28 protein-coding genes and 1 tRNA gene are annotated in these 26,330 nt (G+C 67.0%); 7 read left to right on the forward strand and 22 right to left on the reverse strand.

The features are described 5' to 3' along the window. From RU01_RS03180 to bluB, 7 genes are all read right to left on the reverse strand, one after another. On the reverse strand, positions 1–1,466 hold a 1,466-nt coding region (locus RU01_RS03180; protein ID WP_042573086.1), incomplete at its 3' end, for a 5-oxoprolinase/urea amidolyase family protein. A gap of 23 nt (positions 1,467–1,489) precedes the next feature. Next, entirely contained in the window at positions 1,490–2,137 is a 648-nt protein-coding gene (locus RU01_RS03185; protein WP_042573071.1) for an urea amidolyase associated protein UAAP2, read from the reverse strand. Then, positions 2,134–2,955 (reverse strand): urea amidolyase associated protein UAAP1, encoded by an 822-nt coding sequence (locus RU01_RS03190; protein WP_042573072.1) that lies wholly within the window; start codon positions 2,953–2,955, stop codon positions 2,134–2,136. Before RU01_RS03190 ends, RU01_RS03185 begins: the two co-directional genes overlap by 4 nt. Next, the gene (locus tag RU01_RS03195) at positions 2,952–4,496 is read right to left on the reverse strand and encodes an amino acid permease (RefSeq protein ID WP_042573087.1); all 1,545 of its coding nucleotides are present in this window, start codon (positions 4,494–4,496) and stop codon (positions 2,952–2,954) included. Before RU01_RS03195 ends, RU01_RS03190 begins: the two co-directional genes overlap by 4 nt. A gap of 91 nt (positions 4,497–4,587) precedes the next feature. After that, positions 4,588–5,421 carry a Fic/DOC family protein gene (locus RU01_RS03200; RefSeq protein ID WP_042573073.1) on the reverse strand — a complete coding sequence of 278 codons (834 nt, stop codon included), beginning with the start codon at positions 5,419–5,421 and terminating at the stop codon, positions 4,588–4,590. Further along, positions 5,418–6,761, reverse strand: a complete 1,344-nt coding sequence (locus RU01_RS03205; protein ID WP_231568583.1) for a putative nucleotidyltransferase substrate binding domain-containing protein — start codon at positions 6,759–6,761, stop codon at positions 5,418–5,420. Before RU01_RS03205 ends, RU01_RS03200 begins: the two co-directional genes overlap by 4 nt. A gap of 12 nt (positions 6,762–6,773) precedes the next feature. Further along, on the reverse strand, positions 6,774–7,412 hold the full coding sequence (gene bluB, locus RU01_RS03210; protein ID WP_042573089.1) for a 5,6-dimethylbenzimidazole synthase: 639 nt from the start codon (positions 7,410–7,412) through the stop codon (positions 6,774–6,776). 64 nt (positions 7,413–7,476) lie between these two features. On the opposite strand from bluB, the gene RU01_RS03215 reads away from it, so the two are divergent. After that, positions 7,477–8,172: a TetR/AcrR family transcriptional regulator gene (locus RU01_RS03215; protein WP_231568581.1), complete on the forward strand. Its 696-nt coding sequence runs from the start codon at positions 7,477–7,479 to the stop codon at positions 8,170–8,172. Here RU01_RS03215 and RU01_RS03220 read toward each other — a convergent pair. After that, complete coding sequence (locus RU01_RS03220) at positions 8,157–8,897, reverse strand: GAF and ANTAR domain-containing protein (RefSeq protein ID WP_042573074.1); 741 nt, start codon at positions 8,895–8,897, stop codon at positions 8,157–8,159. The two genes, RU01_RS03215 and RU01_RS03220, sit on opposite strands and share 16 nt — an antisense overlap. A gap of 216 nt (positions 8,898–9,113) precedes the next feature. Here RU01_RS03220 and RU01_RS03225 point away from each other — a divergent pair, with 216 nt between their 5' ends. Next, positions 9,114–9,923, forward strand: coding sequence for a GAF and ANTAR domain-containing protein (locus RU01_RS03225; RefSeq protein WP_052493102.1), 810 nt, complete (start codon positions 9,114–9,116; stop codon positions 9,921–9,923). Here the strand turns inward: RU01_RS03225 and RU01_RS03230 are convergent. The 5 genes from RU01_RS03230 to RU01_RS23055 all read right to left on the reverse strand — a co-directional run bounded on the left by RU01_RS03230 (position 9,886) and on the right by RU01_RS23055 (position 13,493). Further along, positions 9,886–10,638, reverse strand: coding sequence for a hemerythrin domain-containing protein (locus RU01_RS03230; RefSeq protein ID WP_042573092.1), 753 nt, complete (start codon positions 10,636–10,638; stop codon positions 9,886–9,888). The genes RU01_RS03225 and RU01_RS03230 overlap by 38 nt on opposite strands. A 5-nt stretch (positions 10,639–10,643) precedes the next feature. Further along, the gene (locus tag RU01_RS03235; RefSeq protein ID WP_042573075.1) at positions 10,644–12,002 is read right to left on the reverse strand and encodes a cytochrome P450; all 1,359 of its coding nucleotides are present in this window, start codon (positions 12,000–12,002) and stop codon (positions 10,644–10,646) included. An 89-nt stretch (positions 12,003–12,091) separates the two neighbouring features. Further along, positions 12,092–12,313: an ANTAR domain-containing protein gene (locus RU01_RS23045; protein WP_197074675.1), complete on the reverse strand. Its 222-nt coding sequence runs from the start codon at positions 12,311–12,313 to the stop codon at positions 12,092–12,094. An 11-nt stretch (positions 12,314–12,324) separates the two neighbouring features. Next, positions 12,325–12,750: a hypothetical protein gene (locus RU01_RS23050; protein WP_052493103.1), complete on the reverse strand. Its 426-nt coding sequence runs from the start codon at positions 12,748–12,750 to the stop codon at positions 12,325–12,327. Beyond that, positions 12,747–13,493 (reverse strand): GAF domain-containing protein, encoded by a 747-nt coding sequence (locus tag RU01_RS23055; RefSeq protein ID WP_052493104.1) that lies wholly within the window; start codon positions 13,491–13,493, stop codon positions 12,747–12,749. Before RU01_RS23055 ends, RU01_RS23050 begins: the two co-directional genes overlap by 4 nt. Before the next feature lie 172 nt (positions 13,494–13,665). Between RU01_RS23055 and RU01_RS03255 the strand changes: the two genes are divergently transcribed. Beyond that, positions 13,666–14,448 carry an ANTAR domain-containing protein gene (locus RU01_RS03255; protein ID WP_197074676.1) on the forward strand — a complete coding sequence of 261 codons (783 nt, stop codon included), beginning with the start codon at positions 13,666–13,668 and terminating at the stop codon, positions 14,446–14,448. Positions 14,449–14,450: 2 nt separating this feature from the next. On the opposite strand, the gene RU01_RS03260 is transcribed toward RU01_RS03255, so the two are convergent. The 3 genes from RU01_RS03260 to RU01_RS03270 form a co-directional block, all read right to left on the reverse strand. Next, positions 14,451–15,962 carry a sugar transferase gene (locus tag RU01_RS03260; protein ID WP_082042856.1) on the reverse strand — a complete coding sequence of 504 codons (1,512 nt, stop codon included), beginning with the start codon at positions 15,960–15,962 and terminating at the stop codon, positions 14,451–14,453. A 144-nt stretch (positions 15,963–16,106) separates the two neighbouring features. Then, positions 16,107–16,775 carry a phosphate signaling complex PhoU family protein gene (locus RU01_RS03265; RefSeq protein WP_042573079.1) on the reverse strand — a complete coding sequence of 223 codons (669 nt, stop codon included), beginning with the start codon at positions 16,773–16,775 and terminating at the stop codon, positions 16,107–16,109. 64 nt (positions 16,776–16,839) lie between these two features. Next, positions 16,840–18,108 carry a sensor domain-containing phosphodiesterase gene (locus tag RU01_RS03270; protein ID WP_042573080.1) on the reverse strand — a complete coding sequence of 423 codons (1,269 nt, stop codon included), beginning with the start codon at positions 18,106–18,108 and terminating at the stop codon, positions 16,840–16,842. A gap of 189 nt (positions 18,109–18,297) precedes the next feature. Here RU01_RS03270 and RU01_RS03275 point away from each other — a divergent pair, with 189 nt between their 5' ends. Together RU01_RS03275 and RU01_RS03280 are read left to right on the forward strand one after the other, a co-directional pair. After that, entirely contained in the window at positions 18,298–18,807 is a 510-nt protein-coding gene (locus RU01_RS03275; protein ID WP_042573081.1) for a DUF6328 family protein, read from the forward strand. A 48-nt stretch (positions 18,808–18,855) separates the two neighbouring features. Then, positions 18,856–19,314 carry an ATP-binding protein gene (locus tag RU01_RS03280; protein ID WP_052493105.1) on the forward strand — a complete coding sequence of 153 codons (459 nt, stop codon included), beginning with the start codon at positions 18,856–18,858 and terminating at the stop codon, positions 19,312–19,314. Between the two features lie 3 nt (positions 19,315–19,317). Here RU01_RS03280 and RU01_RS03285 read toward each other — a convergent pair whose 3' ends face one another. From RU01_RS03285 to dcd, 4 genes are all read right to left on the reverse strand, one after another. Next, positions 19,318–20,238 carry an Hsp70 family protein gene (locus RU01_RS03285; RefSeq protein WP_156148774.1) on the reverse strand — a complete coding sequence of 307 codons (921 nt, stop codon included), beginning with the start codon at positions 20,236–20,238 and terminating at the stop codon, positions 19,318–19,320. 115 nt (positions 20,239–20,353) lie between these two features. Beyond that, positions 20,354–21,439 (reverse strand): hypothetical protein, encoded by a 1,086-nt coding sequence (locus RU01_RS22015; protein WP_052493107.1) that lies wholly within the window; start codon positions 21,437–21,439, stop codon positions 20,354–20,356. Continuing rightward, complete coding sequence (locus tag RU01_RS03295) at positions 21,397–22,980, reverse strand: Hsp70 family protein (protein WP_042573082.1); 1,584 nt, start codon at positions 22,978–22,980, stop codon at positions 21,397–21,399. Before RU01_RS03295 ends, RU01_RS22015 begins: the two co-directional genes overlap by 43 nt. A gap of 98 nt (positions 22,981–23,078) precedes the next feature. Next, entirely contained in the window at positions 23,079–23,645 is a 567-nt protein-coding gene (dcd, locus tag RU01_RS03300; protein WP_042573083.1) for a dCTP deaminase, read from the reverse strand. A gap of 81 nt (positions 23,646–23,726) precedes the next feature. Here dcd and RU01_RS03305 point away from each other — a divergent pair. Next, positions 23,727–23,800, forward strand: a tRNA-Gly gene (locus RU01_RS03305). A gap of 35 nt (positions 23,801–23,835) precedes the next feature. Here RU01_RS03305 and RU01_RS03310 read toward each other — a convergent pair. After that, the gene (locus tag RU01_RS03310) at positions 23,836–25,035 is read right to left on the reverse strand and encodes a tyrosine-type recombinase/integrase (RefSeq protein ID WP_042573084.1); all 1,200 of its coding nucleotides are present in this window, start codon (positions 25,033–25,035) and stop codon (positions 23,836–23,838) included. Further along, on the reverse strand, positions 25,032–25,718 hold the full coding sequence (locus RU01_RS22020) for a helix-turn-helix domain-containing protein (RefSeq protein WP_052493108.1): 687 nt from the start codon (positions 25,716–25,718) through the stop codon (positions 25,032–25,034). The genes RU01_RS03310 and RU01_RS22020 overlap by 4 nt, the downstream gene beginning before the upstream one ends. Positions 25,719–25,830: 112 nt before the next feature. Between RU01_RS22020 and RU01_RS03320 the strand changes: the two genes are divergently transcribed. Further along, positions 25,831–26,016 (forward strand): excisionase family DNA-binding protein, encoded by a 186-nt coding sequence (locus RU01_RS03320; protein ID WP_231568582.1) that lies wholly within the window; start codon positions 25,831–25,833, stop codon positions 26,014–26,016. Positions 26,017–26,330 lie beyond the last annotated feature (314 nt).

The raw sequence follows: 26,330 nt of genomic DNA on the forward strand, positions 1-26,330 counted from the left end.
GCTACATCTCCGAGACCCAGGACCATGTACTCGGCGTCGAACACCGTGTCGTACACGTCGTCGACCGAGTCCAGACCGTTCATGCGGCGGATGAACTCGATGTTCCACGGGCACCACGGCGCGTCGGAGCGCACACCGTGCATGTAGCGCTGGATAGCTTCGCGTGTCGACGGGTCGTCCCACGAGAGCGGCAGCCGCACATGACGACTGGGGACGCTGAGCTCGGACGTGTCCGGAAGTGCCGCCTCCGCCTCGAGCAACAGGTCCAACAGCTTCCCGGTCGGCAGCACGTCGGGGTCGACCTTGACCTGCAGGGAGCGGATGCCGGGAGTGAGGTCCACCAGTCCTGCGGGACCGATCTCCTGGACTGCCTCGTGCAACGCGTGCACCCGGGCCCGCAGCGCGAGGTCCAGGGACATCTCGCCGTACTCGACCAGGATGTTGTCGTCGCCGGACCGGCGGTAGGTCACCGGGGTGAGACCGTCGCGGCGCGCGATGACTCCGTCGTCTCCGTCGCCGCCGCGGGAGAAGACGACGGGAAGCGATGCACGTCGGGCGAGACCCACGGTGTTCTTCGATGCTGCCGCCGCGACCTCGATGGGCACGAAGCGCACGGTGTCACCGGGGCGGAGCTGACCGAGCTTCCAGCGGTCGGCCGCGACCACCGTCACCGGGCAGACGAATCCGCCGAGGCTGGGGCCGTCGGGACCGAGCAGGATCGGGGTGTCGCCCGTGAAGTCCAGCGCGCCGACGGAATACGCGTTGTCGTGGATGTTCGACGGGTGCAGTCCGGCTTCGCCGCCGTCGGTGCGGGCCCAGTCCGGCCGCGGTCCGACGAGCCGCACACCGGTGCGGTCGGAGTTGAAGTGCACCTCGTAGTCGGTGCCGAGGATGGTGTCCATGTCGGCACGGGTGAAGAACTCCGGCGCACCGTGCGGGCCTTCGGTGACCGCGAGCTGCCACGCATGGGTCAGTGCCGGAACGTGTTCCATCGGAACGGAGGCCGGTGTACCGACGGCGCGCGTGTCCAATTCCAGATCGTCGCCGTCCTTCAGCACGCGTCCGTCCTTGCCGCCGAACGTGCCCAGCGTGAAGGTCGACGCGCTGCCCAGGTACTCCTCGGCCAGGACACCGCCGCGGATCGCGATGTACATACGCAGTCCGGCGCCCGAGACCAGGCCGACGTCGAGCACGCCGCCGGCCGGCACCGTCACGGGTGTGAACCGTTCCACGGCAATCCCGTTCACCGTGACCGGCGCATCGGCACCTGTCACGCACACGACGGTCTCGTCGTCGAAACGCAGGGCCGGGCCGCTCATCGTCGTCTCGAGGGCGGGGGCGCCCTCCGGGTTGCCGACGGCGATGTTGGCCAGTCGCAGCGACAGGTCGTCCATCGGTCCCGACGGCGGAACGCCCACCTTCCAGTAGCCGACACGTCCCGGCCAGTCCTGGATGGTGGTGAGCATGCCGGGGCGCTCGACGGTGACGGTCACGAGTCGGGCCTGGTGACGATGAGGCGGACCGGCGTCGGGTCGAAACCGTTGCACGGGTTGTTGATCTGCGGGCAGTTCGAGATCAGCACCAACGAGTCGATCTCCGCGCGCAGTGCCAGGCGCTTGCCCGGCGCGGACAACCCGTCGACGATGCCGAGGGTGCCGTCCGCGTCGACCGGCACGTTCATGAAGAAGTTGATGTTGGAGACGATGTCGCGCTTGCCCAGGCCCCAGCGCGAGCCTTCGAGGATGAAGTTCTCCACGCAGGCGTGCTGGTGCTTGGTGTGATGGCCGTAGCGCAGCGTGTTCGACTCCTGAGAGCAAGCGCCACCGATGGTGTCGTGGTTGCCCACCTCGTCGGCGACGATGGTCATCATCGGCCGGGACTCGCTGTCGCGCAGCACTGTTCCGGTGCTCAGGTAGACGTTGCCCTGACCCACCATCGTCGCGGGTGCGCTGTAGCGGACGCTGTGGTCCTCGGCGCCGTAGACCAGCGTGTCGACGGCCTGGTTGCCCTCGAGGTCGAGAATCGTGAGGACGTCTCCGGCGCGGACGACAGCCGACCACGGGCCACGGGCAGGCGCGACCTCGTCGAGGATCACCCGGCCGGCCACCAGCGCCAGTTCCTGTACTGCTGCGGTCATTTCGAGCCTCCTGCTGCGTACGTGTCCTCCGTGTTGGCGACGGCGCGGAGGTATTCGGGATCGGTGTTCGGCAGCTCTTCGAGATCCTGCGGCGACGGCCATGCCAGGACTTCGAGCGAGGTGGTGTCGAACGTGGGCGACGGGTCCACCGGGTGGGCCGTGTTGGCGATGGAGACAATGACCGGAAGGTGCACGATCAGGTCGACGATCGTTCCCGCCCCGGCGGATCCGGTACTGCGCAGCGCGCCGTCGGGGTCCACCGTGACGCCGTGGAAGAAGCTGACGGTCGGCGGCACGTCGCGCGGGCCCAGACCGTTCTTCAGGGCGGCCAGCACCAGCACCTCCCGTCCGGCCGGCGATGCCGAGTAGGCGGAGCCGTCGCCGTACTTGTCGGTGTTGGTCAGCAGCGTGGTCGTTCCGCAGAGCGCGTCGTGCCGACCGGAGGTATCGGCCAGCACGGTCGCGAGGACGCGGCCCTGGTCCGACAGCAGTGGATGCCCGACGCCCATGTACGCCTGCCACGGCACCTTGACGGTGTCGGCCGCGTTGAGACGCTCCCACGGAGCATCGGCACGGTGGAGCATGACGTGTGCGCAGGCGCGTCCGTGTACGTCCCGCAGCCGCAGCCGGGTGCCGCGCTGCAGCACCTTGGTGGTGTACCGGCCTCCGGGAACAGTTTCCGCCCAGATCAACGACGCGGCGTCGGTACCGTCGATCTCGTTCGGCCACAACGATGCCGGGACGACGGGCATCGAATCGGTGATCTCACGGGCTTGTGCACGGGCGTGCTCGCGAGCCGCGGTGGTCGTGGCGGTCATGCGTTCGCTCCTGTCGGAATCGGGTTGGGGTGACTCTTGCCGCGCGGGAAGCAGAGCGCACCGACGGCGACGACGGCCAGCACCGTCAGCGGGGCGGCCCAGCGCAGCAGCGGGAAGTCGCCGGACGGGTCGTAGATCTCGGACCGCGGCCAGGACAGGTTGATCACCATGGCGGCGCCGTAGACGACGGCGAGAATGTTGACGGGCAGTCCGAGCCATCCGAGCGTGAACAGGGGCTTGCCCTCGGAGTCGACCTGGGACGTGCGGTGCGGCCAGCCCTTCAGTCGGCGGAGGAGCAGCGGCACCGTCACCATCATGTAGGCGAGGTAGATGAGCACGATGCAGACGCTGGCGAGGGTGGAGAAGATCGCCGAGTTGCCCACGTTGACCACCAGGACCAGGACACAGCCGAGGCCGATGACGACGGCCGGGGCGATGGGGGTGCCCGTCGTCTTGTTGACGCTGCCCAGGATGCGCGAGCCGGGCAGCCGACCGTCCCGAGCCATCGAGAACATCAGGCGTGATGCGGCGGTCTGAATTGCCAGGGTGCAGATGAGGATCGCGATGGCGACGTCGACCAGGAGGACGGTGCCCCACGGCGAGGACAGCACCGAGTTCAGCACGTAGGGCAGTCCCTGCGTCGCCAGCTCCCCGTCGGTGAGGCTGGGCGCTGCCATGAGGGCGCCGATGATCATGAGGCCACCGCCGAGTGCCGACACCGACAGGGCGAGCCGGATGGTGCGTGGGGCGACGCGGCGCGGATTCTTGGTCTCCTCGGCCAGCTCGCCCGCCGAGCCGAAGCCCACCATGACGTAGGCGGCCATCAAGCCGGAGACGATCCATGCGCCGATGTAGCTCGAATCGACTGCGGCACCGCCGGTGTCGAAGACGACGTCGGGTCCGCGCTGGGCGTGAGTGAAGAACACCCCGATCACCGCGATGACGCCGACGATCTCGCACGTGACGCCGATCGAGTTGATGCGTGCCATCGCATTGACGCCGATGGAGTTGATGGTCGTGGTGATCACCAGCAGGATCGTGCCGAGCACGACGGCGTTGGTGGCACCGTCGGACGAGGTCAGCGCGGTATCGGTGCCGACGATCTGGAAGCCGCTCCAGACGTTCGGCAACACCACCTGCAGCGCGATCGCCGCGGCGGAGGCCGTCACGATCTGCGCGATGATCATGAACCACCCCGCGAACCATCCGGTGATCTCGCCGCCCACGCGCCGCGACCACTGGTAGATGGCGCCGGAGATGGGGTAGCGCGCCGCCAGTTCGGCGAAGCACAGCGCGACCATGAACTGGCCGACGAACACCACCGGCCAGGCCCAGAAGAACGCCGGGCCGGCGAAGCTGAAGCCCAGGCCGAAGAGTTGGAAGATCGTGGTCAGGATCGAGACGAACGAGAACCCGGCCGCGAACGAGGCGAATTTACCCAGCTTGCGGTGCAGTTGCTGTTCGTACCCGAACTCGAGCAGATCGTCGGAGTCGCCGTCTGCGCGACGGTCCGACGGGGGTGGGAGCACGGCCTGGCTCATGGTGTTCTCCATCAGGAGGGGTGGCTTAACTGTCGAGTGATAGTTAATCGGACGCGAAGGTCTCGCCGGTGTCGACGATGTTGCATCTCTGTTAACCCTCGCGAGGGACGAGGGCACGCCGGAAGATCGGGATGAAGGGCCTCGGCGACGGTGTACCGGCCTGCCGGAACGGCGCCGAATCGCGGGACGCCTGAATCCAGTCCGCCCGGTCGACAGCCGTCAGGTCCAGGTCGAATGCACTCCGCCGAACCAGGAGATGCAGCAGCATCGTGCCCGTACGGCCGTTGCCCTCACGGAACGGATGTGCCTGATTGAGCTCCGCGTACGTCCGTGCGAGCAGGTACGCCGACTCGCCGAGATCCGCCGACTCCCAGGGCGCTGCGAGCAGAGCGTCGTGGATCGAGATCAGGACGTCCCACACGGCGGACGCCCGGGTGAAGGAGTGGCCGTTCTTGGACAGGTCGACCGTCCGGACCTGCCCGGCCCACGAGTACACGTCCTGGAAGAGGTAGCGGTGCAGCGCGATCAGGCGGTGGATGCCGTCCTCGACGAGAGGGTCCGCCCTGTCGGTGTGGCATCGGACGAGCCTGATGGCCGTCAGGATCGACTCGGCGCGGTGCAACGCGGCCGCGTCCTGGAGCCCGAGCTCGTTCCGGAGGATCGTCGACCCGGGAATCAGATACGGCGCGCGGCCGGGACGCAGTGCAGCCCAACGCGATTCACGAATCTTACCGTCTCCGCGAACCGAAGTGCGCACACCGTCGAGCACCTCGTCCCCGCGGCATTCCGCCGCGAGCAGCAGCAGGTCGTCCCGGGTGGGATGCCACCCCTCCAGCTGCTCGGCAGCGACGGCCTGATCCAGCGCATGGCACTGCCGGCGATCGAGACCGGCGACGACGTCCGGGGCGTCCCGTGACGGTCTCATCCGGCCAGGTACGCGGACGCGCGCACCACCCCGGAGACTTCTCGCGCCGCCGTGCCCACCAAGCTGCGATCCAGCGGCGTCAACTCCGACGGACGCACCAGATCGTCCGCCGGATCGCCGGCAGCGACCGCATCGCACTGGTGGCGGAGACGGATGCGCTGCACCACCTCGAAGGACTCGGCCAACACCGCCGCGTCGTCCGCCGACAGCACGGACGCGTCGGCACCCGCGGCGAGGCGAGCCAGGGTCGAATGACCGACGTATCCGGCCGACACGCCGGCCCACCGCGCGATGTCGACGATCGGAGCGAGGATCCCGGCCTTGACATCGACCACCTCGGCGCGTCGGAACATCCTGTCCCGCACGCTCACCCGAGGCCGGTTCTCGGTCGCTTCCCGCAACAGCAGAGTGCGCACACGGGGCTGTTCCGTCATCGCGGACACCGCGGCGGACGCCGGGCCCCAGCTGCCCGGCACCACCGGTCGAGCATCGAGAGCGAGCGAGAGCATCACCAACCCGGTGTCGTCGAACGGATCCCGTGCCCAGCCGTCGACAGCCGTCGACCACTCCTCCCGGGTGCGGACGAAACGCCGGGACGCCGCCGTCGCGTTGTTGGGATCCGCGGTGAGACCACACTGCGCGAGCAGTGCGTGCACCTTCTCGCCGGATGCCCCGCCGTCACCGGCGACCCGGGCCGTCTCCACATCCGACGACAACGCCGACTCGCGGCGCGCGACACTGCCCGACACCAGCCACGAGGACGCGTCGTCTCCCAGGAGTTCGGCCGCCCGACGCACGGCCGCGGTGGCGACGACGGAACGGATCATCATCACCTCGGACGTCGGCACACGGGAGTCGCACAGCGACAGCATGATCGGCGTCAGCTGCGCACAGGCCGCGATCAGCGCATCCGCGTCGGCAGCACGGGCGATCTCCGCGCGCACCGCGATACCCGGTCGGAGCGCCGGCGACATCAGATCGGCGTCGTCGACCACACCCAGCACGGCGCCGCCCGCGTCGAGCACCACCAGACGACGGACCCCGGCGCTCAACGCCACACCGGCGGCGTCGCGCACCGGGAGGTCGGCGGCAACTGTCACGGCGGGCGTCGACGCGACAGCAGAGAGCGGAACGTCCGAGCCGAGACCGGCGGCCACCACTCGTCGGCGCAGATCGCCGTCCGTCAACACACCCCGCGACCCGTCCGGGTACGACACGATCGCGGTGTGCGAGTGCGCCCGTGTCATCGCGGCGGCCGCGTCGGCGACACGCACATCGGACGGGCACACCGGGACCCCACGGCGTGTGACCGCACCCACACGCGCGGAAGTCGGGGACATCACGCCCACACGCTAACCCTGGCGTCCCCACCGTTCGTGATGGATCGCCTCGGACAGGGCACGCCGCGGACGCCACCCGAATCGCTCGAGGTCCGGGACCTCCTGGAATTCGGTCACCGGGCCGACACAGAGCCACGCCACGGGTCGCACGTCGACCGCACCGATCAGGTCGCGGAGGAACTCCTCGTCGTAGAACGAGACCCACCCGACACCGATGCCCTCCGCGACCCCCGCGAGCCACAGGTTCTCGATGGCCAACGCCACCGAGAGCAGACCCGTGTCCCGCACCGTCGCACGTCCGAGAACGTGGTCACCGCCGCGACTTTCGTCGTAGGTGACGACGATCCCGGTACCGCTCGGGACGATCCCCTCCACCCGGATCGGGTCGAACGTCTCAGCACGGTCCGCGGGCAGTGAGGCCGCGAAGTCCGCCCGGCACTGCGCCACATGGGCTGCGAAACGCCTCAACGTGTCCTCGTTCCGAACGATCACGAAGTCCCACGGTTGGGTGTTGCCGACACTCGGAGCGCGGTGCGCCGCCGTCAGGATGCGCTCCAGGACATCGTCGGCCACCACCTCCCCGGAAAATTCCGCGCGCACGTCTCGACGTGCGGCGATGGCGTCGTGAACGGACATCGGAACCGTGCTCATGTAGAGACCGTGCCAGAACACGCCTAGAGTCGGCCACACATCGTCTCGAGAAAAGGGGTGAGTCGTGGCTGTCTCCATGCCTGCCGGTCGCGGGCAGCTCACCCGCACCGTGATTCTTCGAGCCGGTATCGCGTTCATCGACGACAACGGCGCCGGTGACCTGACGATGCGACGACTCGGCGCGCGCCTCGGCGTCGAGGCCATGGCGCTCTACCACTATTTTCCCGGCAAGGAGAATCTGCTCGACGGAATAGTCGACCAGGTCATCGACGACCTGGACAGTGATCCACAAGTCCTGATGAAGGGCGCCGTCAGCTGGCAGGACTACCTGCAGCGGCTCGCGCACGGAGTCCGCAGGATGGCGCTCGAGCACCCCGAGATCTTTCCCCTCATCGCCACTCGCCCCCACAGCGCGCCGTGGGTGCGCCCACCGCTGCGCAGCGTGCGGTGGCTCGAGAACTTCCTCGCGAGCCTTGTCGACTGGGGTTTCGACGACGCAGCCGCCGCGGCGGCGTACCGGTCGTTCACCAGCTTCCTGATGGGCAACCTGCTGCTCGAGGTGTCCGCGAAAGGGGTCTCGATCGGCCCCGTCGACGAGCCGGAGACGGGGCAGGACGACGACATCGACCCGTCCGAATTTCCGACGATCATCCGGATGCGGGCCGAGCTGTCCAAGGATCTCGCACTGTCGGAATTCGAGAAAGCTCTCGAAGCGCTGCTGGATCGGCTCGAGGCGGAGCTACCTCAGGTCGACTCCTGACGTAGCTTGGCTCCGGCCTCGACGATGTCCGCCGCCAGCAGATGCAACGGACGATTGTTGTCCTGCGACAACCGGGACAACATCTCGAACGCCTGGACGGAATCGACTTCGAACCGTTCCATCAGCATTCCCTTCGCCTGGCCGATGATGTCCCGCGACGCCAGACCCGATCGGAACTGCGCTTCCTTCTGCACACCCTGCAGCGCGATGGCCGCGTGCGCTGCCACGGCCGACGCCACCGTCAGATCGTCGTCACCGAACGCGGATTCGGATGCCGAATAGAGCGTCAACACACCCAGCGTGCGCTCCTTGGTGAACATCGGCACCGCAGCGATGGACCGGACACCGTACGTCGTCGCCGTCTCCGCGAGTGCCGGCCACCGCTCGACCGATCCGGCGATCGCGGTCGGCTCCTCGTCGACGGTCGAGAGCACCTCGACGGACGGTCCCGCCCCCGCCGAGACCTGGACGTCGTCGAGCGTCGACGCCCCATCACTCGTGGCCCGTCTCGGGAAACCGGTAGCACTAGTCGCAGTGCCGCCCACCGAGCCGACCGACGCGTGGTCCGCCGGCTCGACCAGCTCGATCGACACCGACAACACGCTGTCCAGCACATCGTCGGTGGTGCGCACCTGCCGTGAGCTCCCGAATTCACGCGCCAGATCAGCCAGCGTGCGCACCAGATCGAGGTGATCGGCGCTCGCCGGCCGACCGTCGTTGCTCATGTGAGGTGATGATCCCTTCGTCTGCGATGTCAGTCGTTCCTGCAGACAGGGACGACAAAAGGCGACACCCACAAGTGCCGACGCCTACTGCTGGACGCCGGGCGAGGTGTCGCCTTCGCGGCAATCATAACCGGACAGGTGGTCGGAGGTACGGTGGTCTCCGATCGGCGTTCAGAGTTCGGACGATCGACGCTCCACCAGGTGAGGAGAGGCGATATGACCGACAGCGCACGCCGGATCGCGGACGACACGGCACTGTCGTCGTTGGCCGCCGCGATCGAGGATCTCGATCTGGTTCGCTCGTCCCACCAGCCCGAGGACGTCGCACTGACGACGATCTGCACCCGCGTCGTCTCGGCGATCTCGGACGCCGACGCCGCCGGAATCACCGTGTTCCGTCGCGGAAAGCCCGAGACCGTGGCCAGTACCGGCCCCTTCGTGCTGACGGTCGACCACGCTCAGTACCGGCACGGCGAGGGTCCGTGCATCGAGTCGTCGTTGACCCGCGAACTGGTCCGTGCGGATCTCGCGGACGCCGAGCGCCGCTGGCCCGATTTCGCGGCCGATGTGGCCGACGTGGACATCACCAGTTTCCTGTCCGCGCCCATCACGGCGGGTGACACGTACGTCGGTGCGCTCAACCTCTACAGCCACAGCGGCCACCGGTTCGATTCGGAAGACGAGACGGCCATGCGCATCTACATCAACGCCGCCCAGTCCGTCCTGACCGGAGTCGAGCAGTACGGCCACGCGAACCGGCAGGCACAGGACTACGCCGCAGCCCTGGAATCGCGCGCCGCGATCGAGCAGGTGAAGGGTGCGTTGATGCTCGGGCTCAACGTCTCGGCGGACAAGGCGTTCGATCTGCTGCTGTGGCGTTCTCAGCAGACCAACATCAAGGTGCGGGCACTGTGCGAGCAGTTGATCTCGGACATCGCCGCGCTCGGCGATGCTCCCGAGTCACTGGCCGGCGAGTTGGGCAAACTGCTCATGACCGTCCACGACCGCGTCGGCTCGAACGGGTAGACGGGTCATCTCCCCGAGTCAACGGGGGGACGTGCTCGACGACCCCGGCCGCTCGCCGCAGTATGTCGCTGGTGCGTCGCAACGTGGCCGACGTCGCCGCTCCCCCGGTCCGACGCGATGTCGTGTCCAGCACGTCGCGGGCCCGGTCCAGGACGGTCAGCGGGAGCGCCGCCAGCACGTTGCCCGGTGGGCGACGCGCCACCACCGGGTGTGGCCGGGTGGGCGCCGTTCGCCGCACTGCCTCCCACGCATAGCCGAGCCGTTGCAGCTGGGTGTCGTTCAGGCGGGCGCGCAGCATCGGGAACAGCCGGTCCTCCTCGTCGCGCACGTCCTCGCGCAGCAGCACCGTGATGCGATCGAACAGTTCCCTACCCTCGGGTGACTCGTGGCCGCGCACCTCGAGCTCGGAGAACAACTCGTTGATCTCCTGATGCTCCTGCTCGATCTCGAGAGTCAACGATTCCCCCTCGGGCAACCATTTCCGGATCGCCGGCCACAGCACCGACTCCTCGGCGAAGGCATGGGGAAACACCAAGCGGCACAACGCCGTCAGAGTATCGGCGCGCTCGCGGCCCGTCGCGGTGTCCAGACGCCTGAGAAGCTCGTCGAGTTCGATGTGGTCACGGCGTTGCCGGGCAAGGACACTGGTGCGCCCGCCGAGTTGTTCCACCGTGGCGTCGGCGATGGACGGGAGGGACTCGTCGTGGTCGGTCATGCTGGTCACCATTTTCCGGGGGTGTCGGTGACGGCGTCGAGTGCGAACTCCACGCAGTACGTGTTCAGGGTGGGCGGCAGGGGGTCGGTCGTCATCGGCCGCGACAGGCGAACCCGAGCGCGGGCGAGCAGGAACGCCAGCATCGCCGACGTGGACATCAGCACCAAGTTCCGACCCGGGCACACCACAGGACCCGCGCTGAACGGGACCAACTGGGGATACTTCTCCGCAGTGCCGTCGAGCCAGATGCGCGGGGTGAACCGATTCGCGAACGGGAGCGCCTCGTCGTCGCGGTGAAAGCCCGACGCCAGGATCGCGAACGACGTCCCGGCCCGGATCGAGCGGGTCCCGTGGGGACCCGACCAGTGCGTGTCCACGGTCGAATCCCGCAGGATCGCCGGGGTCGTCGGCCACAGCCGCAGCGATTCGAGAAGGCAGGCCCTGAGGTACGGGAGCTCCCGTGGGCGACCCGCGTCTCCCGAATTCGCTTCGTCCCGTGCCGGCTCGCCCTCCTCTGGGTGTGCCGCGATCAACGCGAGTGCCCGTACCGCGGCCATCCCGGCGGCGTCGAAGGCGAACAACCACTGCGGGATCTGACCCACCGGGTCCACTGCTCCACCGACCCGCGCCTCGGCGATGACCGACGCTAGCGAATTCGGTTCCGCCGCAGCGACATAGCGGTACAGATCGTCGATGAACGCGTCCTTCAGCCGTCGTCGCCGCGGGCCGAAGTACGACCAGTTGCCCTCTCCGCGCAGAGAACGCAGACGATCGGTCACCTGCTCGTCGTCGCGGGCGGAGGCGCCCAGCACGACGCGGCGCACGATGCGCCACCACATCCGCAGCAGATCGTCCGCAGTGAGGGTGCCGGATGCGCCGGACAGAAGCGTGTCCACCTCCTCGTCCACCACGGACACGAAGGGCACCGCCAGATGATGCATCGGCTGCGGCGTGTCCAGTACGTGCTCGTTCAGGGCGCGGCGCTGCTCACGCACCCGGCCTCGGGAGATCAGCACCCCGTGCGGCTGGAACGGCCCCAGAGCCCCGATCTTCTCCCGACTCGCCGCCGTGAAGTCCTCCGGCGACTCGACGAGAACTCGGTGGACGTCGGCCGGGTCGAGCACGACGGCCATGGTGCGTCCGGGCATCCTCAGCTGCACCGGCGCCGATCCGTGCGCCTGGCGGAGCTCCCGCATCGTGGACAGGGTGGCCGCGTCGGCACCCACCTTCTCTGCCATCGCCATAGCTGCCGGGCGACGCAGGATCACTCCCGCCGCGATCGACGGGCCCATCAGTCTCATCGCGTACCGGAGCGCACGGGGACCGGCGAGAACGGACGTGTCGTCGGGTCGCGAGTCGATCATGGCGCTGCGTTACCCGCGGCTGGGCGCTCGAAACTGGCCCGACCTGTCTCCTCGCTGGAGCAATTCCGCGTGCTCGCGTGAGTCGAAAGTCAGACGGCAGAAGCGACGATGGCGCGCGCTCGCTCCGACAGCGGTACGAGCGTGCGTCGTGCCTCGACGACCAGCATGGTGGTCGCGGTCGCGATGTCGACACCTCGAAGCTCCGCGAGCACCCCGATGGCCTGATCGATGACGGCGGAATCGTCGAGAACCCGGCGTCGACGCCGGGCCTCGGCCGACAGGCGCTCCTCGCCGTCCGTGTCGGCACTCACCGCGAGTGCCGTCAGGTCCGCCACTGCCTGCACGAATGCCGCGGCGCTTCCGCCGGACCGCCACGGGCCGACCGTGTGGACGACCACCCCGGGGAGAACTCGAGATCGTCGGCCAGGACCGCCGCGCCCGTCCGGACGCACATCGTGGCCGGACCCGTGACGGACAGCGACCTGTCCACCGATCCGCTGGACGCCACCGACACCAGGTCGAAGTCGTGGCCGTCCGGTGCGGATGCCGCGTCCATCACGACGGACACCGCCGCCGCGTCGAGCACGTCACGCGTTCGAGTCGCCACGACGTGCAGGACGTACGAGATGTCCACGCCGGAGCTGAGATGACCGGTGAGCTCGGCGAGGACGACGACGGGCGACGGGTTGTCGGGACCGTCGCCCGAGGTGTCGACATCCTGTCGATCGAAGGTCGGAGGAAGGGTCACGACGGCTGTCCTTTCGTCGTCGAGTCGGAAGCGGTGTCGTCGGCGGAGAAGCGAACCTTGCGTTCGACCACCTCGCGAGCCAGGTCGTCCACCGGCCTCCGCGCGCTGTACGCGGCGGCACGCAGGCGCGCGAGCGCCTCGGTCGGAGAGACTCTCAACTGCACGGTGATCATGCCGACTGCCAGATTGACGTAGGGCCTGGTGCGGTGATCGCCCAGCGAGCTGATGTCCGGCGAGCCCCACTTGTCCACCGTGTGGCCGAGTTTCGGGGCGAACGCCTCGAGAAGGCTGACGGCTGCGGCATCGGCGGTCAGTTGGGCCAGTGCTGCGAATTCCTCGCTCAGTGCACCCGTCGACGCGCGATACAGCTCGAGCACGCCGAAGACCGTCGACCCTCCGCGGAGGGGAAATGCGAACAGGGCGGAGGCGCCCCCGTTGGAGGCGTCTGCGGCGAACCCGGGCCAGTGCTCCTCGGCCTCCGTGTCCAGATCCGCGACGAGGACGGACGTGCCACGGTCGAACGAATCGACGCACGGGCCCTGACCGGTGGTGAACTGCAGTTCGTCCAGGTACTGGGCGACCGCATCGGTCGCGTAGACGAGTTCACGGGTGTTGCCGCTCATCACCGTGATCGCTGCGCCGTCCACGTCCACCAGCGAGACGACGCTGCGGCAGAGGTCGGGAATGTCGGTGATGGCCAACGACCCGTCCGCGTCGTCGTCTCCACCGGACCCTTTCGTCATGCCTGTGCCAGCTCCTTGCTCGTCGACGCTCGATCGCCGTGCTCTCCATGCCGATTCTTCGGCAAGGATGCCCGACGTACCATCATCCAACCGTAACGAGAACACATCGATCACAATGTACGACCGGCGTATCGTCCGAACCGGACACCGCACCGACAGAGAGCCGAACGCGATGAGCTCCGACCCTGTCGACAACGATCGACCGGACCCGTTGGGATCCGACGCGTTCCGCCGTCTGCTCCGGGCGGACGGCGATGTGGCGCAGTCCCTCGCCGACGCGCTGTCGATCCGGATCGAGAGCGCCGACGACGTCCTGGAACTCGCGGCACGAGTCTCTGCGTTGGCCGTCCGATACGTACCCGGAGTGGACAGCGCCGCCGTGACGCTGGCCTTCGACACGGTTCGCCCGTTCACGGCGGCCGCCACCGACCAGTCGTCGTCGTCCCTGGACCGCGCGCAGTACGACATCGGCGACGGCCCGTCCCTGCGTGCCCTGCGAACCGGAACCGTCGTCGACATGTCCGTCGACGACCTGGACGGAACGTGGTCCGTCCTGGCCCGGTTCGCGCGATCGGCCGGCATCGGTCGGATCACGGCGTACCCGGTCCTGTCGGAGTCGGCCGACACCCTGGGCACCGTGAATCTCTACAGCAGGAACACGGCTCGCGTCGCGCCCACGCACGTGTGCGAGGACGTGATCGCGGTGCTGGTGACGTATCTCTGCGCGTCCCTCACGACGCTGGGCCTCGAGTCGTCGTGGCGCCGCGCCGCCGACCGCGTGAAGGACTTGATGGACGCACGCGTCGTGATCGATCTCGCGATCGGCATCCTCATGATTCGTCGGGACTGCGACCTACCGGCAGCGGTGAGTGCCCTGAACGATCTCGCGTTCGGAAACGGAACGACGCTTCACGACGCGGCCGTCGCCGTGGTCGACTCGATCGACGGGGTCTGACCTCAGTACGCGCCGTCGCTGCTGACGACAGCTTTCAACGTCTTGAGCACGATGAGCAGATCACCGGTCATCGACCAGTTCTCGACGTAACTCAGGTCCAGGCGCACCGACTCCTCCCAGGAGAGATCGGACCGCCCGCTGACTTGCCACAGACCCGTGAGACCCGGCTTGACCAGCAGCCGGCGTCGCACGTCGCCGTCGTAGGTCTCGACTTCGCGGCGCAACGGCGGACGCGGACCCACTACGGACATCTCGCGCCGCACCACGTTGAAGAACTGGGGAAGCTCGTCGATGCTCAACCGCCGCATGACCCGTCCCACCGTGGTCACGCGCGGGTCCTCGCGCATCTTGAACAGAACCCCGCCGACGCTGTCGTTGTGCGACAGCAGGTCGGCGACCTTGGTGTCCGCATCCTGGACCATCGAGCGGAACTTGATCATCTGGAACGGCTTGCCGTCCAGCCCCATCCGTTCCGAGCGGTAGAAGACCGGGCCCCTGCTCGTGAGCTTGATCAGCAGGGCGACGATGAGAAGCATCGGCGCCACGAGTGTCAGGGCCGCGATCGCGAACACCAGGTCGAAGGCCGTCTTCCCGAACCTGCTGGCTCCGTTGTACTGCGGCTTCTCGACGTGGATGAGCGGCAGACCCGCCACCGGACGCATGTGCAGGCGCGGGCCGGCGACGTCGACGACGCCGGGAGCGACGACCAGGTCGACGTTCTTCTTCTCCAGGTCCCACACCATCCGGCGGATACCGTCGTGGCCGATGTGGTCGGTGGCCGTCACGGCGACCGTGTCCGCGCCGGACACCTCGATCGCGTCGAGAACGTCCTGCTCCGTGCCCAGCACGGGAATCTCGAGTCCGTCCACCGACAGCTGCTCGTCGTCCACCAGCTGCGTCCGGGGAAGACAGACACCCACGACCGAGTACCCGGCGGAACCGTCGCGACTGAACGATCGGGCCATCGACAGGGCGGAGCTGAGACTGCCGACGATGACCACGGCGGTCTGATACCGGCCGTGACGCCGGGCCTTGGCCACGTGCCGGCGGAAGAGCCATCGAGTCGTGAGCAATCCCGCCAACCCGACCGGAAGCGCGATGGCGAGATACCCGCGCGCGAGTTCCGCTCGGAAGAGCAGCGACACGATCGCGACGAGACCGAACAACCGGAACGTCGCCGAGAGGATTCGTCGGTACTCCTCCGCGCCGGATCCCAGCACCCGCGGCGAGCGGGTGCGGAAGATGGCGAGGAAGGCGATCCACGTCGCGGCGAGGATCACGGAGACGGCGGTGTAGTTGAACGCGGCCATCACCGATTCCCGGGCGGGGGTGCCGAAGCGAACCAACTGCGCACAGGCGACCGCGGCCACGACGACCGTCACGTCGGTGACGCGAACGCGATGGATGTACCCGCGCTCCCACTCTCGACGTGACGACGGTCGACGGACTCGCCTCGTCCGAGTCAGGGCAGCAACCGACCGCTCGGCGCCGTGCTCAGGACTCGGAGCAATCACGTTCGGCCTCGATTCTGGACTCGGCAGCGGGGTCGAGTGCGGTGATGCACTGTCGAAACCCTATTGCCTCACCGGACAACCCGCCCAGACAAGCACAGTGCGATGGATCACATCGCCTGTTTTCACAGAATTAATATATTGGACTCAAAGGTCGTCCGAAATGGGCCGGACCAATTCTTTCCGACCGCTGACATAAAAGACGATTCGCGATGCCACATCGATTATCTGGTCGGCATATCGCTCGAAATACCGACCGAGAAGGGCGATGTCGACGGCGTTCATCACATCGTGCCCGTATTCGTCCAGCGATACGGTGTCGATGACCGTTGTCTTCAATGCGTCGACTCTGTCGTTCTGCGCACTGAGCGAACCGACCGTGTCGAGGTCGTTGGTGCGCAACGCCTCGACGATGCTGCGCGACATCTGCAGACACAGGTCGCTCATCTCGCGGAACTGGGGCGCAAGGTGATCCGGGACGATCGGCTCCGGGAAACGGCGACGCGCTGCTTCGGCGATGTGGACAGCCAATCCCGCCATTCGTGCCAGATCACTACTGATGCGCACGGTGGAGAACACGCGACGCAGATCCGCGGCCACCGGCGCCTGCAATGCCAGAACCGTCACGGCCTGATCCTCGCACCGCGCCCCCAGCGCACCCAGCGACTCACCGCGCGCGATGACACTCTCCGCGACGGAGAGATTCACATCGAGCAGCGCCGTACTGGCATCCCGCATGACCGACTCGGCAGCGTCCGCGAGTGCACAGAGATCAGCGTTCAACTCGTCGAGTTGCACTGTGTAGGCATTGCGCATGTTCTCGTCATTCTCCTGCGGGCGTCGGACGTGCGAAGGCCTAGATACCCGCGCTGTCGGCGTTTCAACCCAGAAGAACACCGATATCGGACGCGGGTACCGCACGAGAGTAGAGAAAACCCTGGACGCGTGTGCACCCATTACGCCGAGCGGATGCAAGTTGAGCGTCGGTTTCGATGCCTTCGATCACCAGAGTGCGGTCCGTATCGGTCGCAAAACCTGCCAGCGCGCGCACCAGGGAGTCGCCGGCGGGCGTACCGAGAGTTCTCGCGATGGCCGCATCGATCTTGAATCCGTCGACCGGATACTCGATCAGTCGCTCGAGGGAGGAGAAGCCGATGCCGATGTCGTCGAGCAGCACGCGGAAGCCCTCGGCCTGCAGCGCGACGACGAAGTCGTGAGCTCGCGCTCGATCGGCGTTCGACCGGGTCTCGGTGAGTTCGAAGACGACGCGACCGGCCGGAACAGCGGACCGGTTCACGATGCCCACGAGGAACTGCACGGCATCGGGTGTGACCAGGTGCCGAGCGGACAGGTTGACGTGGAGATCGACGTCCTCGGCCAACCAGGACTCGAACCTCACCAGCGCAGCGACAAGCACGGCGTGGTCGACGTCGATCTCGAGCTCGCTGCCCTCGATCGACGGGAGGAAGTCCGCCGGGCTCACCACCGTGATGTCGGTTCCGTCGCTCGTCGGCCGGTGCCAGCGCGCGAGCGCCTCCACCGCGGTGACGGTGCCGGACTCGAGGTCGACGACGGGCTGGAACCACGGCACGATCTCGCCGGCGATCACCGCGTCGGCGACGATGCGGTCGCGGAGCGAGAACAGGGACCGGCCGCGCGCACGCATGCCGTCGAGGTGCGTCTCGACGAGTCGAGCGAACTCGAGCAGGGTGGAGACGGTGTACTCGTCCGCCGGGTGCGGATCGTCGTCGACGAGGCACAGGGTGCCCACGACGAGGCCCTCACGGCCGTACAGCGGGACGGCGACGTAGGAACCGCACGATGCCGCGAACACCGACTCGGACGCTGCTGCGTGCGCGGGATCGGCGGAGAATCGACCGCGGTCAGCGTCGGGAACCACGACGGGGCCGGCACTGTCGACGACGAACGCGCAGGTAGCAGTCGATCGGGGACCCAGCGCCATCGTGTCGCCGCTGCTCTGCGCCAACGTGTACTGAGTGTCGGCGTCGAGGATGTTGACCATGGCCTGACCGAAACCCAGGGTCGTGGCGGCGAGGGATGTCAGCGTGCTCAGGGCCGGATCGCTGACCGAGAAGTCGACGTAGTGGCGCGCGGACTCGCTCTGGCGCCTGGCCGCAGTCCTGTGCATCGCACTTCCGTTCTTCCGCAGGACCCCGCAATCCTGGACAACCGATCGACGATATTTCAGTGATTCGTACCTGTTCCCCGCCCGTATCGGTCACGGACGAGACAATGTTTCACGCGAACCGAGAAGGTCACACTTTACCGCCTCGGAAACAGCCACCCCGACCATTTACGGTCGACGTATCATCGGCCAATGACGGCGGACGACAGCCTTCGCGGTTCCGAGTGGAACGCTCGCGAGCGCAACGAGACGGACACTCAGCGGCTGGACCGGAACTGGTCGAACCTGCTGCAGGAACTGCGTGTCGTCCAGACCGGCATCCAATTGCTCACCGGATTCCTGTTGACGCTTCCCTTCCAGGCTCGATTCCCGGAGCTGCGAACGTACGAACAGGTGATCTACCTGGTCACTTTGGGCGCTTCCGTGACTTCAACCATTCTGCTGGTCGCTCCTGTGGCATTGCACAGAATCCTTTTCCGTCGCCGAGCGCTCCGACAACTCGTCGACTACGCGAACCGCTTCGCCATCATCGGGTTCGTCCTTCTCGGCATCGCCATGTCCGGCGTCCCGATCATCATTTTCGGCCTGGTCGTCGGTCCGGTGGCAGGGGTGGTCGCGGGCGCCGTGTCCGCCTGCCTCTTCGCGACGGTCTGCGTCGCACTCCCCTTACGTGTGCGGCGCACACTCGGTCCCCAGCAGTGATGTGCGCCATCGAGGTGATAAATCGCCCGCTCTGGGTACACAGGGTCTGTGATCACCTCGATATCGGCCGGAGCGCCCGCTACCGCCACGAGTGATCCATCGTCCGACCTGGTGATGAACGCCATTCCGGCCGTCGCCGCTCGACTGACAGCGGTGCGCACTTCTGTTCTCGGATGGCTGCGCACATGCGGTCTGGACGAGGACACCTGCCAGGACATCACGCTCGCCACCTACGAGGCACTGGCCAACGGCGTCGAGCACGCCTACGACCACGCGCCGAGCGGCGGTCCGGGCACCATCGACCTGCGAGCGGAGTTCGGCCCCGAGGGCAGCGTCGTGATCCGCGTGACAGATCAGGGCATCTGGACGATCAGCGCCGACGACCCGCGCCGCGGACGAGGTCTCCCGCTGATCCATGCCCTGGCACACGAGGCATCCGTCGAGACGACGGATCAGGGAACGACAGTCGTCATGCGATGGGTGGGCGACCGCTCCGTCTCACGCTGACGGTCACACGACGAGTGCGGCGTGACGGGGCTGCGACTCGACTGTTCGGATCGGTCCGCTGATAGGTGAACCCGACCGTCGCGCAGCCAACAACGCCGCGCCGGTGGCCGCGATGGATTGCGGTTCCTGCGGCATGACGAGGGACGAACCCCATTCACGGGCGAACACGCCGCGGAGTAACGGAAGATTTGCCGGACCGCCGGCGAGTACGACCGCGTCGACCTGCCGCGGCCCCCGACGTACGACATCGCTGACCCAGTCCGCCGCGTCGGAGACGTAGTCGAGCATCAAGCGATCGACGGTGGTGCGCCAGACGTTCACGGTGCCACCGACGAACGGGCCGCTGACACGCACGACGCGATGCAGGGCGATCATCTCCATCGCCCATTCCACGCCGTCGGTCAAGGACTGGGAGTCGCCGGGCGACAACGGGTCCGACGTTCCGTATGCGGAGAGCAGATGTTCCCGCACGCTGTCCGCGAAAGCGCTGCCACGGAACCTGTCGGTCCACGCGGCGTCCTGTACGAAGCCGGTGGCGACATCGACGACGGACACCGACGTCCCGCTCTTGCCCATGTCGACGATGGCCACGGTAGATCCGGCCTCGACCAGACCCCGCATGCGCAGGTACATCAACTGCGCTCCGAGTTCGGATGCCAGCCGGACACAGCCGCCGGAATGTATCGACAGCGCGATGGTTCCGATGCGGGAGCAGGGCTCGTCCGGGACTACCAGGACTGCGCTGTCGCGGTCGGCTCCGTGCCGTGCGCAGACGGAATCGACGACCTCGACCGCCACTTCCAACCGGTCACGTCCGCGGACCACCGGCACGGATTCGGTGCCGAGAAGCGCGCGGCCCATCGGGTCCATGACTGCTGCCCGGATTGCCGACGCACCGAGAGAAATTCCGACCACTGCTCGCATGACCTGCCCCGTTCGTACCTGTTCGTACTCGCAGCCTATGTTGCCGAACAGGGAAAAGGTCGGTTCTCCAGCATTCCGCACGATCTTTGGTTGGTTTCACTACGAGCCGACGGTTTCACTCCGCGTCGGACGAGCCTCCGTCGGGCGCCGGCCCGTCGGAGGGGTCGGGCGTGGTGGGCTCCGGCGCCGGATCCGTGTCGGTGACGACCGGCCCGCCTCCGGTATCGGTACCCGTGCCATCTGTGCCGGTACCCGAGCCCGATCCGCCGGTCCCTGTACCCGAACCTGTGCCGCCGGTCCCTGTGCCTGTGCCTGTGCCGCCCGACCCTGTGCTGCCGGTACCGGAGCCACCGGAGCCCGACCCGCCGGTTGCGGTCGGCTCGTCGTCCGTACCCGTCGCACTCGGCGTCGACGACCCACCGGACGGCGACGCCGGCCTCGGCCGCGGCGCAGCGGGCGACGCGGAGCCGGCAGCGGGAGCCTGCGCTGCGCCGGTACCGAGAGGGCCCGGATCGATGACCAGGCCGTCGCTCGACGTGGTGGCCGGCACGCCCGGCTGCGTCGAACCCGGCGCAGAGGGCGCGGGCCGAGCCGGAGACGAGGCGGGCGCCGCGGGATTCGGCTCGATGGTCGTGTCGCTCTCGGCGACCGAGTCGGCCCCGGTCCGCGTCACACCGGCGATCTCGGCGTCGCGCGCACCGGTGACGGCCCACACGGCGAACGATCCCGCGATGACGGCCGCCGCGATCCCGGCTCCGACCACCGCGTAACCACGTCGAGTGTCCGCAGGAACGGGCTCGAGCAGCGCGAGAACGACAGGTATGGGTCCGGTCTGCGCGTCCGATACGACCGCATCCGACGACACCGCCACGGCGACGGCAGGCGAATACGACAGGTCGGTGTCGACGGCGTCGACCAGGGTGACGTCGCCGATGTGTTGATCGGCCAGCGCGCGAGCGATCGGTTCGCGCAGCGCCGGCGACTCGAGGAGTACGGCAGTTCCCCAGACGGGCAGGTCGGCACGAGCGGCGCGGAGCCGCATCAGCCCGACCGCCGTGGCCACGGCGGAGCCCACGGCCGCGGAGTCGCCCCCGAGATCGGTGACCCGCTCGTCGACCGGTCCCAGATGCGGGAGTTCGACGTCGACGAGTGCCGCGGTCACGTCATCGGCAGTCGCCGAGATACCCAGCACGATGTGCACGTCTCTCCCCCTTCTGTTCGTTCGTTCGGTCGTGTGGTGACGGTCAGTTGGGCGCCGGTTCCGGTCGAGCTGGACGCCGGGGCCGTGGTTGTGGATCGGGTCGTAGTTGAACTGGGGGCCGGCGACGTGGTCGTCACTGCCGACGTGGTGGGCCGGTTGTTCGGTCGACGCGTCGTCGTCACGGGCGACTCCTCCTCTGCTGGAGCCGCCTCCTGAGGTTGCGTCGGGGCGGCCACGGGCCGGCGACTCTGCGGCGTGGGCTCGGCGACGGTGGTGGTCGACGGCGCATCGGCCACGTCCGTGACGGATGTCGTGGTGGTGGTCGAGGTGCGTGTCGACGGCTCCACCGATGTCGTGGCAGGCGGCGCCTGCGGCGATTCGGTATCAGGCGTCGTGGTCTCGGCGGTCGTCGGGGAGACGGAGGAGGTCACGACGACACGATCGGCCGACCGCACGTCGACGTCCTCCGACTGGCCCGACGCTGCCGCTGCGGCTCCGAGGGTCACGGCCGCCAGGAGCGCCGACGTACCCACGACCACGCCGACACGCGAGCGGCGCCGACGCCGTGCGGGCCGTGAGCGACGCACGGGAACGGACGATCGCGCGGGTGGCGGTGTGGGGAGAACCGCACGCGAGACCGGCGTGAGCACCGTGGTGACGGAGTCGTCGGCCGGAAACTGGTCCGGGACGGGGATCGGCGCGCTCACCGGAGCGGGTGGGATCACCGTGGACAGGTGCGCCGCGCCGAGTGCTGCGAAGTGCTGCGGGTACCGGGCGACGACCATCGGGACGGCGACGTGCTCGGTCACCACGCGCTGGAGGAAGGGAATGTGCGCACCGCCGCCGACGAGCAGCACGGCGTCGACGCCCTGCGCGACCGCATCGCCCAGATGGCCCAGGAACTCTGCGAGCAACGGAGCGACGAGAAGTTCGAAGTCCGTGCGGCGCAACCGAACCGGATCGACGACGAACGGCCCGGACAGGTCGACTGCGCGCTCGTCCGACAGCATCTCCTTGGCGACGACGCTGTCCCGAGCCAGGTTCTGCACGGCGGCAGGGCTCATCTTCTCGGCAGCGCCGAACGTGGCCGCGAGGTACTCGGCGACAGCAGCATCGATGGCGTCACCGCTGAGTTCCGCAGTGCCGGCGCTGAAGTACAACTCGCCCGTGGAGGTGTCGAGAACGTGCACACGGGTGCCCACTCGACCCAGGTCCACGATGGCGACGGTGCGGGCGAATTCGAGGCAGCCGTCCATGCGAGCCGCAGCGAGGAAGGCATCGCACTCGCCGATCAGGCGGACGCCGCCCGGTCCGTACACGTCCTCGGGGTCACCGCCCACTGCCATGACGGGCGCGTCGCGGGCCCATCCCAGTTCGGCGGACATGTCCGTAGCAGCAGTCGACGCATCGGTCAGCGGATGCAGGGCGTCGATGAACGACGTCCGCGCCTCGACCAGACGGCCCCCGCCGTCCACGACCACTCCACGTACACACCCGGTGCTCATGGAGACACCGAACGTTTCCGTGTCGGAGCGCATCATGGATCACCACCATCGGCTGTCGGGGGAACGTACCGACCGATAGTAGAGCCTCAAACCGGGCATAGCAATGTAGCGGACCGTGAAAACAAACCGGAGGTCTACTGGAGAAAGTTCAAATAAGCCTTCGACGGGGTCGGCCCGCGCTGTCCCTGATACTTCGAACCGAGCGATGAACTGCCGTACGGATTGATCGCCGGACTGGAGAGACGGAACAAGCAGAGCTGCCCGATCTTCATGCCCGGCCACAACGTGATGGGCAGATTGGCGACGTTCGAGAGCTCCAGCGTGATGTGGCCGCTGAAGCCCGGATCGATGAAGCCCGCCGTCGAGTGTGTGAGAAGTCCCAGACGGCCCAGACTCGACTTGCCTTCGAGCCGGCCCGCGAGGTCGTTCGGCAGCGTCGTCAGCTCCAGCGTCGACCCCAGCACGAACTCGCCCGGGTGGAGAACGAACGGCTCGCCCTCGGCGGGTTCGACCAGCGTCGTCAGTTCGTCCTGGCGCAGTTTGGGGTCGATGTGGGTGTAGCGGGAGTTGTCGAACACCCGGAAGAGGCCGTCCAGTCGAACGTCGACACTCGACGGCTGCACCATCGCCTCGTCGTACGGCTCGATACCCAGCGTCCCGGCGTCGACCTCGGCCTTGATGTCACGATCGGAGAGCAGCACGCCCAGAAGGCTATAGACCGGCAGCGTCTGCCTCCATGTTCGCCCTGCTAATCTGGTCGCTGCGCACCTCACGGGTGCCGCGCCGATGTAGTTCAATGGCAGAACATCAGCTTCCCAAGCTGAATACGCGGGTTCGATTCCCGTCATCGGCTCCACCTTGACCAGCGGTAACGCTGTTCGAACTGTTCGATCACTCCGTGCCAGTGTCACGAGGTGTCACAACCCGATTCAAACTCGCTGCAGCAACCTTGAGTGCCTCGTTCTGGCTGTGGGCGTAGACGCGCATAGTGAGAGATGCGTCCTTGTGCCCTATCCAGGCTGCGATGAGGGCAACGGGCACGCCCTGCAGGTGCATCAACGTCGCGCAGGTGTGGCGAGCCGCGTGGAGCTTGATGTGTCGGATACCGGCCCCCTTTACGGTGTCCCGCCAGTATCGCGACAGAACCGCCGGCGAGTACGGGCTCCCAGCCTCGTTGGACACGACGTACTCCCAGTCGCCACCCGCGCGGCCAAGCGCGAGCCGCTCCTTCGCCTGACGTGCTCGTCCGGCACGCAGTACGGCAACCATGCGTTCCGGCATGGGCAGCTCACGGGCAGACGCGGCCGACTTCGGCGCGTTTTCCACAGTCCGACCACCCGCGGACACCCTGTTGTTCGTCACTCGCAGGATCCCGGCGTCCAGGTCGACATCAGCCCACCGCAGGCCCGCCACCTCCCCACGCCGAAGGCCAGACAACGCCAGTTCCCACGCGTGCGCCAGTCGATCGCCGGTGATAGCCGAAAGCAGATCCGACACCTCCGCCTCGGTGTAGGTCTCTATCCCCTCACTGTCCTGCTCCACCCGATCGACATGCTCTGCCACATTGCGCGGAACGAGACCCTGGCGAGCCGCGTCACCGAGCACCTGGGACACCGTCGAGACGAACTTGTTGACGGCCGCAGACCCCCACGGCCGCCGTACGCGCCCCTTCGCGGTGTGGGTTCCGCCGCTCCGAAGGTCGGTTACAAGCTGATCAACGTGCTCTTTTCGAAGACGCTGCGCCAGCATTGCCCCGTGTCGCTCAATGAGTGGCGCCAGATCGTAGAGCAGCTTGGACCGAGACGTCTCTCTTAACCGGTGTTTACCCGCAACGTAGTTGTCGCACAGGGCTTTCACGGTCACCGTGGACTTCGCAACGAATTGTCCGGTGGTTGCTTGATGGCCGATCTCGGCTAGTGCGGCACGAGCTTCACGCTCCGTCCGGTATCGCCGACGCACCTGCTGACGCCTACCCGTGAGGCTGTTGACGCCTGCGTCGACCGTAACCTGGTAACGAGTCACCGGCGCGGCGGTGCCACGCTCCTGCACCTGCAGTTTCTTGATCTGTGGGGGCAATTGCTGTCGGGTCATTTGGGGAGCTCCGTTACCCAATCGACTGTCATGCCAGCCTTTTTGAAGTCGTCGAGTAGCTCTCCCATCGCGCCCACGACGCTACTAAGCTTCTCGCCAATAGCTTCTCTCCGCGCAACTGAATCGTCATCTTTTCCGGAGAATGAGGGGTGCCTCAATTGTGAGGTTAGACGGTCTAACGCCGACTCCATTTCGACCAGGACGTCTATTTGATGCATGGAACGAGTGGCCTCTGCGTATCTCTGATTTTCCTCATGCTGGGCTCGATGTTCATCGGTCACCTCCTCGCCGGCGATCTCCGCAAGCTGCGGATCCGGCAGGCGGTAGTGGACTTGCCCGCGGCCTACGAACCACATCAACGCGTCCAGCGACCGCTCCTCTGCGCCGGGTGTGTTCTCGACACCCCCGTAGGGCAGAGACGGGTACACCAACTGCACGGGTGACACGTCAAGAGCCCGCGCCAGGACCATGAGCTCGGCGAGTTCGAGCTTTCCCGCCCTCACGTTGTTCTCGATTTTCGACACGGCAACGCGCGAAATCGGGTAGCCCAGGTCGGCGCACCTCTCGCTCAGCCGAGACGCGGAGTACCCCCTGACGTCATCGCGCCAGTAGCGAACGGCTTGACCTACGCGTGCTGCGAGGTCGAGTTGCCAGCGCCTCGCCTCCCTGTCGATGTTCGGCATTGCAACATCTTCGCACAAGTTCTGGGTCGTTCGTGCGAACTCGTGTTACCGTGGTGATTGTCACCAACTCGGACTCGTATCTGTTCCATTACGGAACATGGACAGGAGAAACATGGCGCAATTGAACGGCATTGACGTCGTCTGCGAGAGGACGAGCCTCGGCCGCACAGCCGTCTACGAGCGCATCGCGTCCGGGGAGCTCAGATCTGTGAAGGTGGGTCGCCGCCGTCTGGTGTCGGATCAGGCGATCGACGATTTCATTGCTCTCCTCGAGAGCGACACGACCGACGCGGCATGACGGACTCCGTCACGTCGACACGCAAACACACCGCAGCGAAAAACCGCATTTGCGAGAAGGAAAACGCCCCCGAATTGTCCTGGTGTTCCAGCACCAGGTTCGAGGGCGACTGCCGGAAACCGAACCCTACGAACGGAACCAACATGCACATTGTACCCCGACCACCGACAAGTGCGGAAGTGCTTTCGTCACTCAAAAACAAGAACGATGGAGTGCACACCGTACTGGCTAGCACGAAGCGCGGCACTTTCACTGCCCGCGTACATCGCTACGACTTTCTGGACGGTCTCGAACCCTGCGAGGGGACCACCGAG

The sequence above is a fragment of the Rhodococcus sp. MEB064 genome (assembly GCF_000834565.1).
GTDB lineage: Bacteria > Actinomycetota > Actinomycetes > Mycobacteriales > Mycobacteriaceae > Rhodococcoides.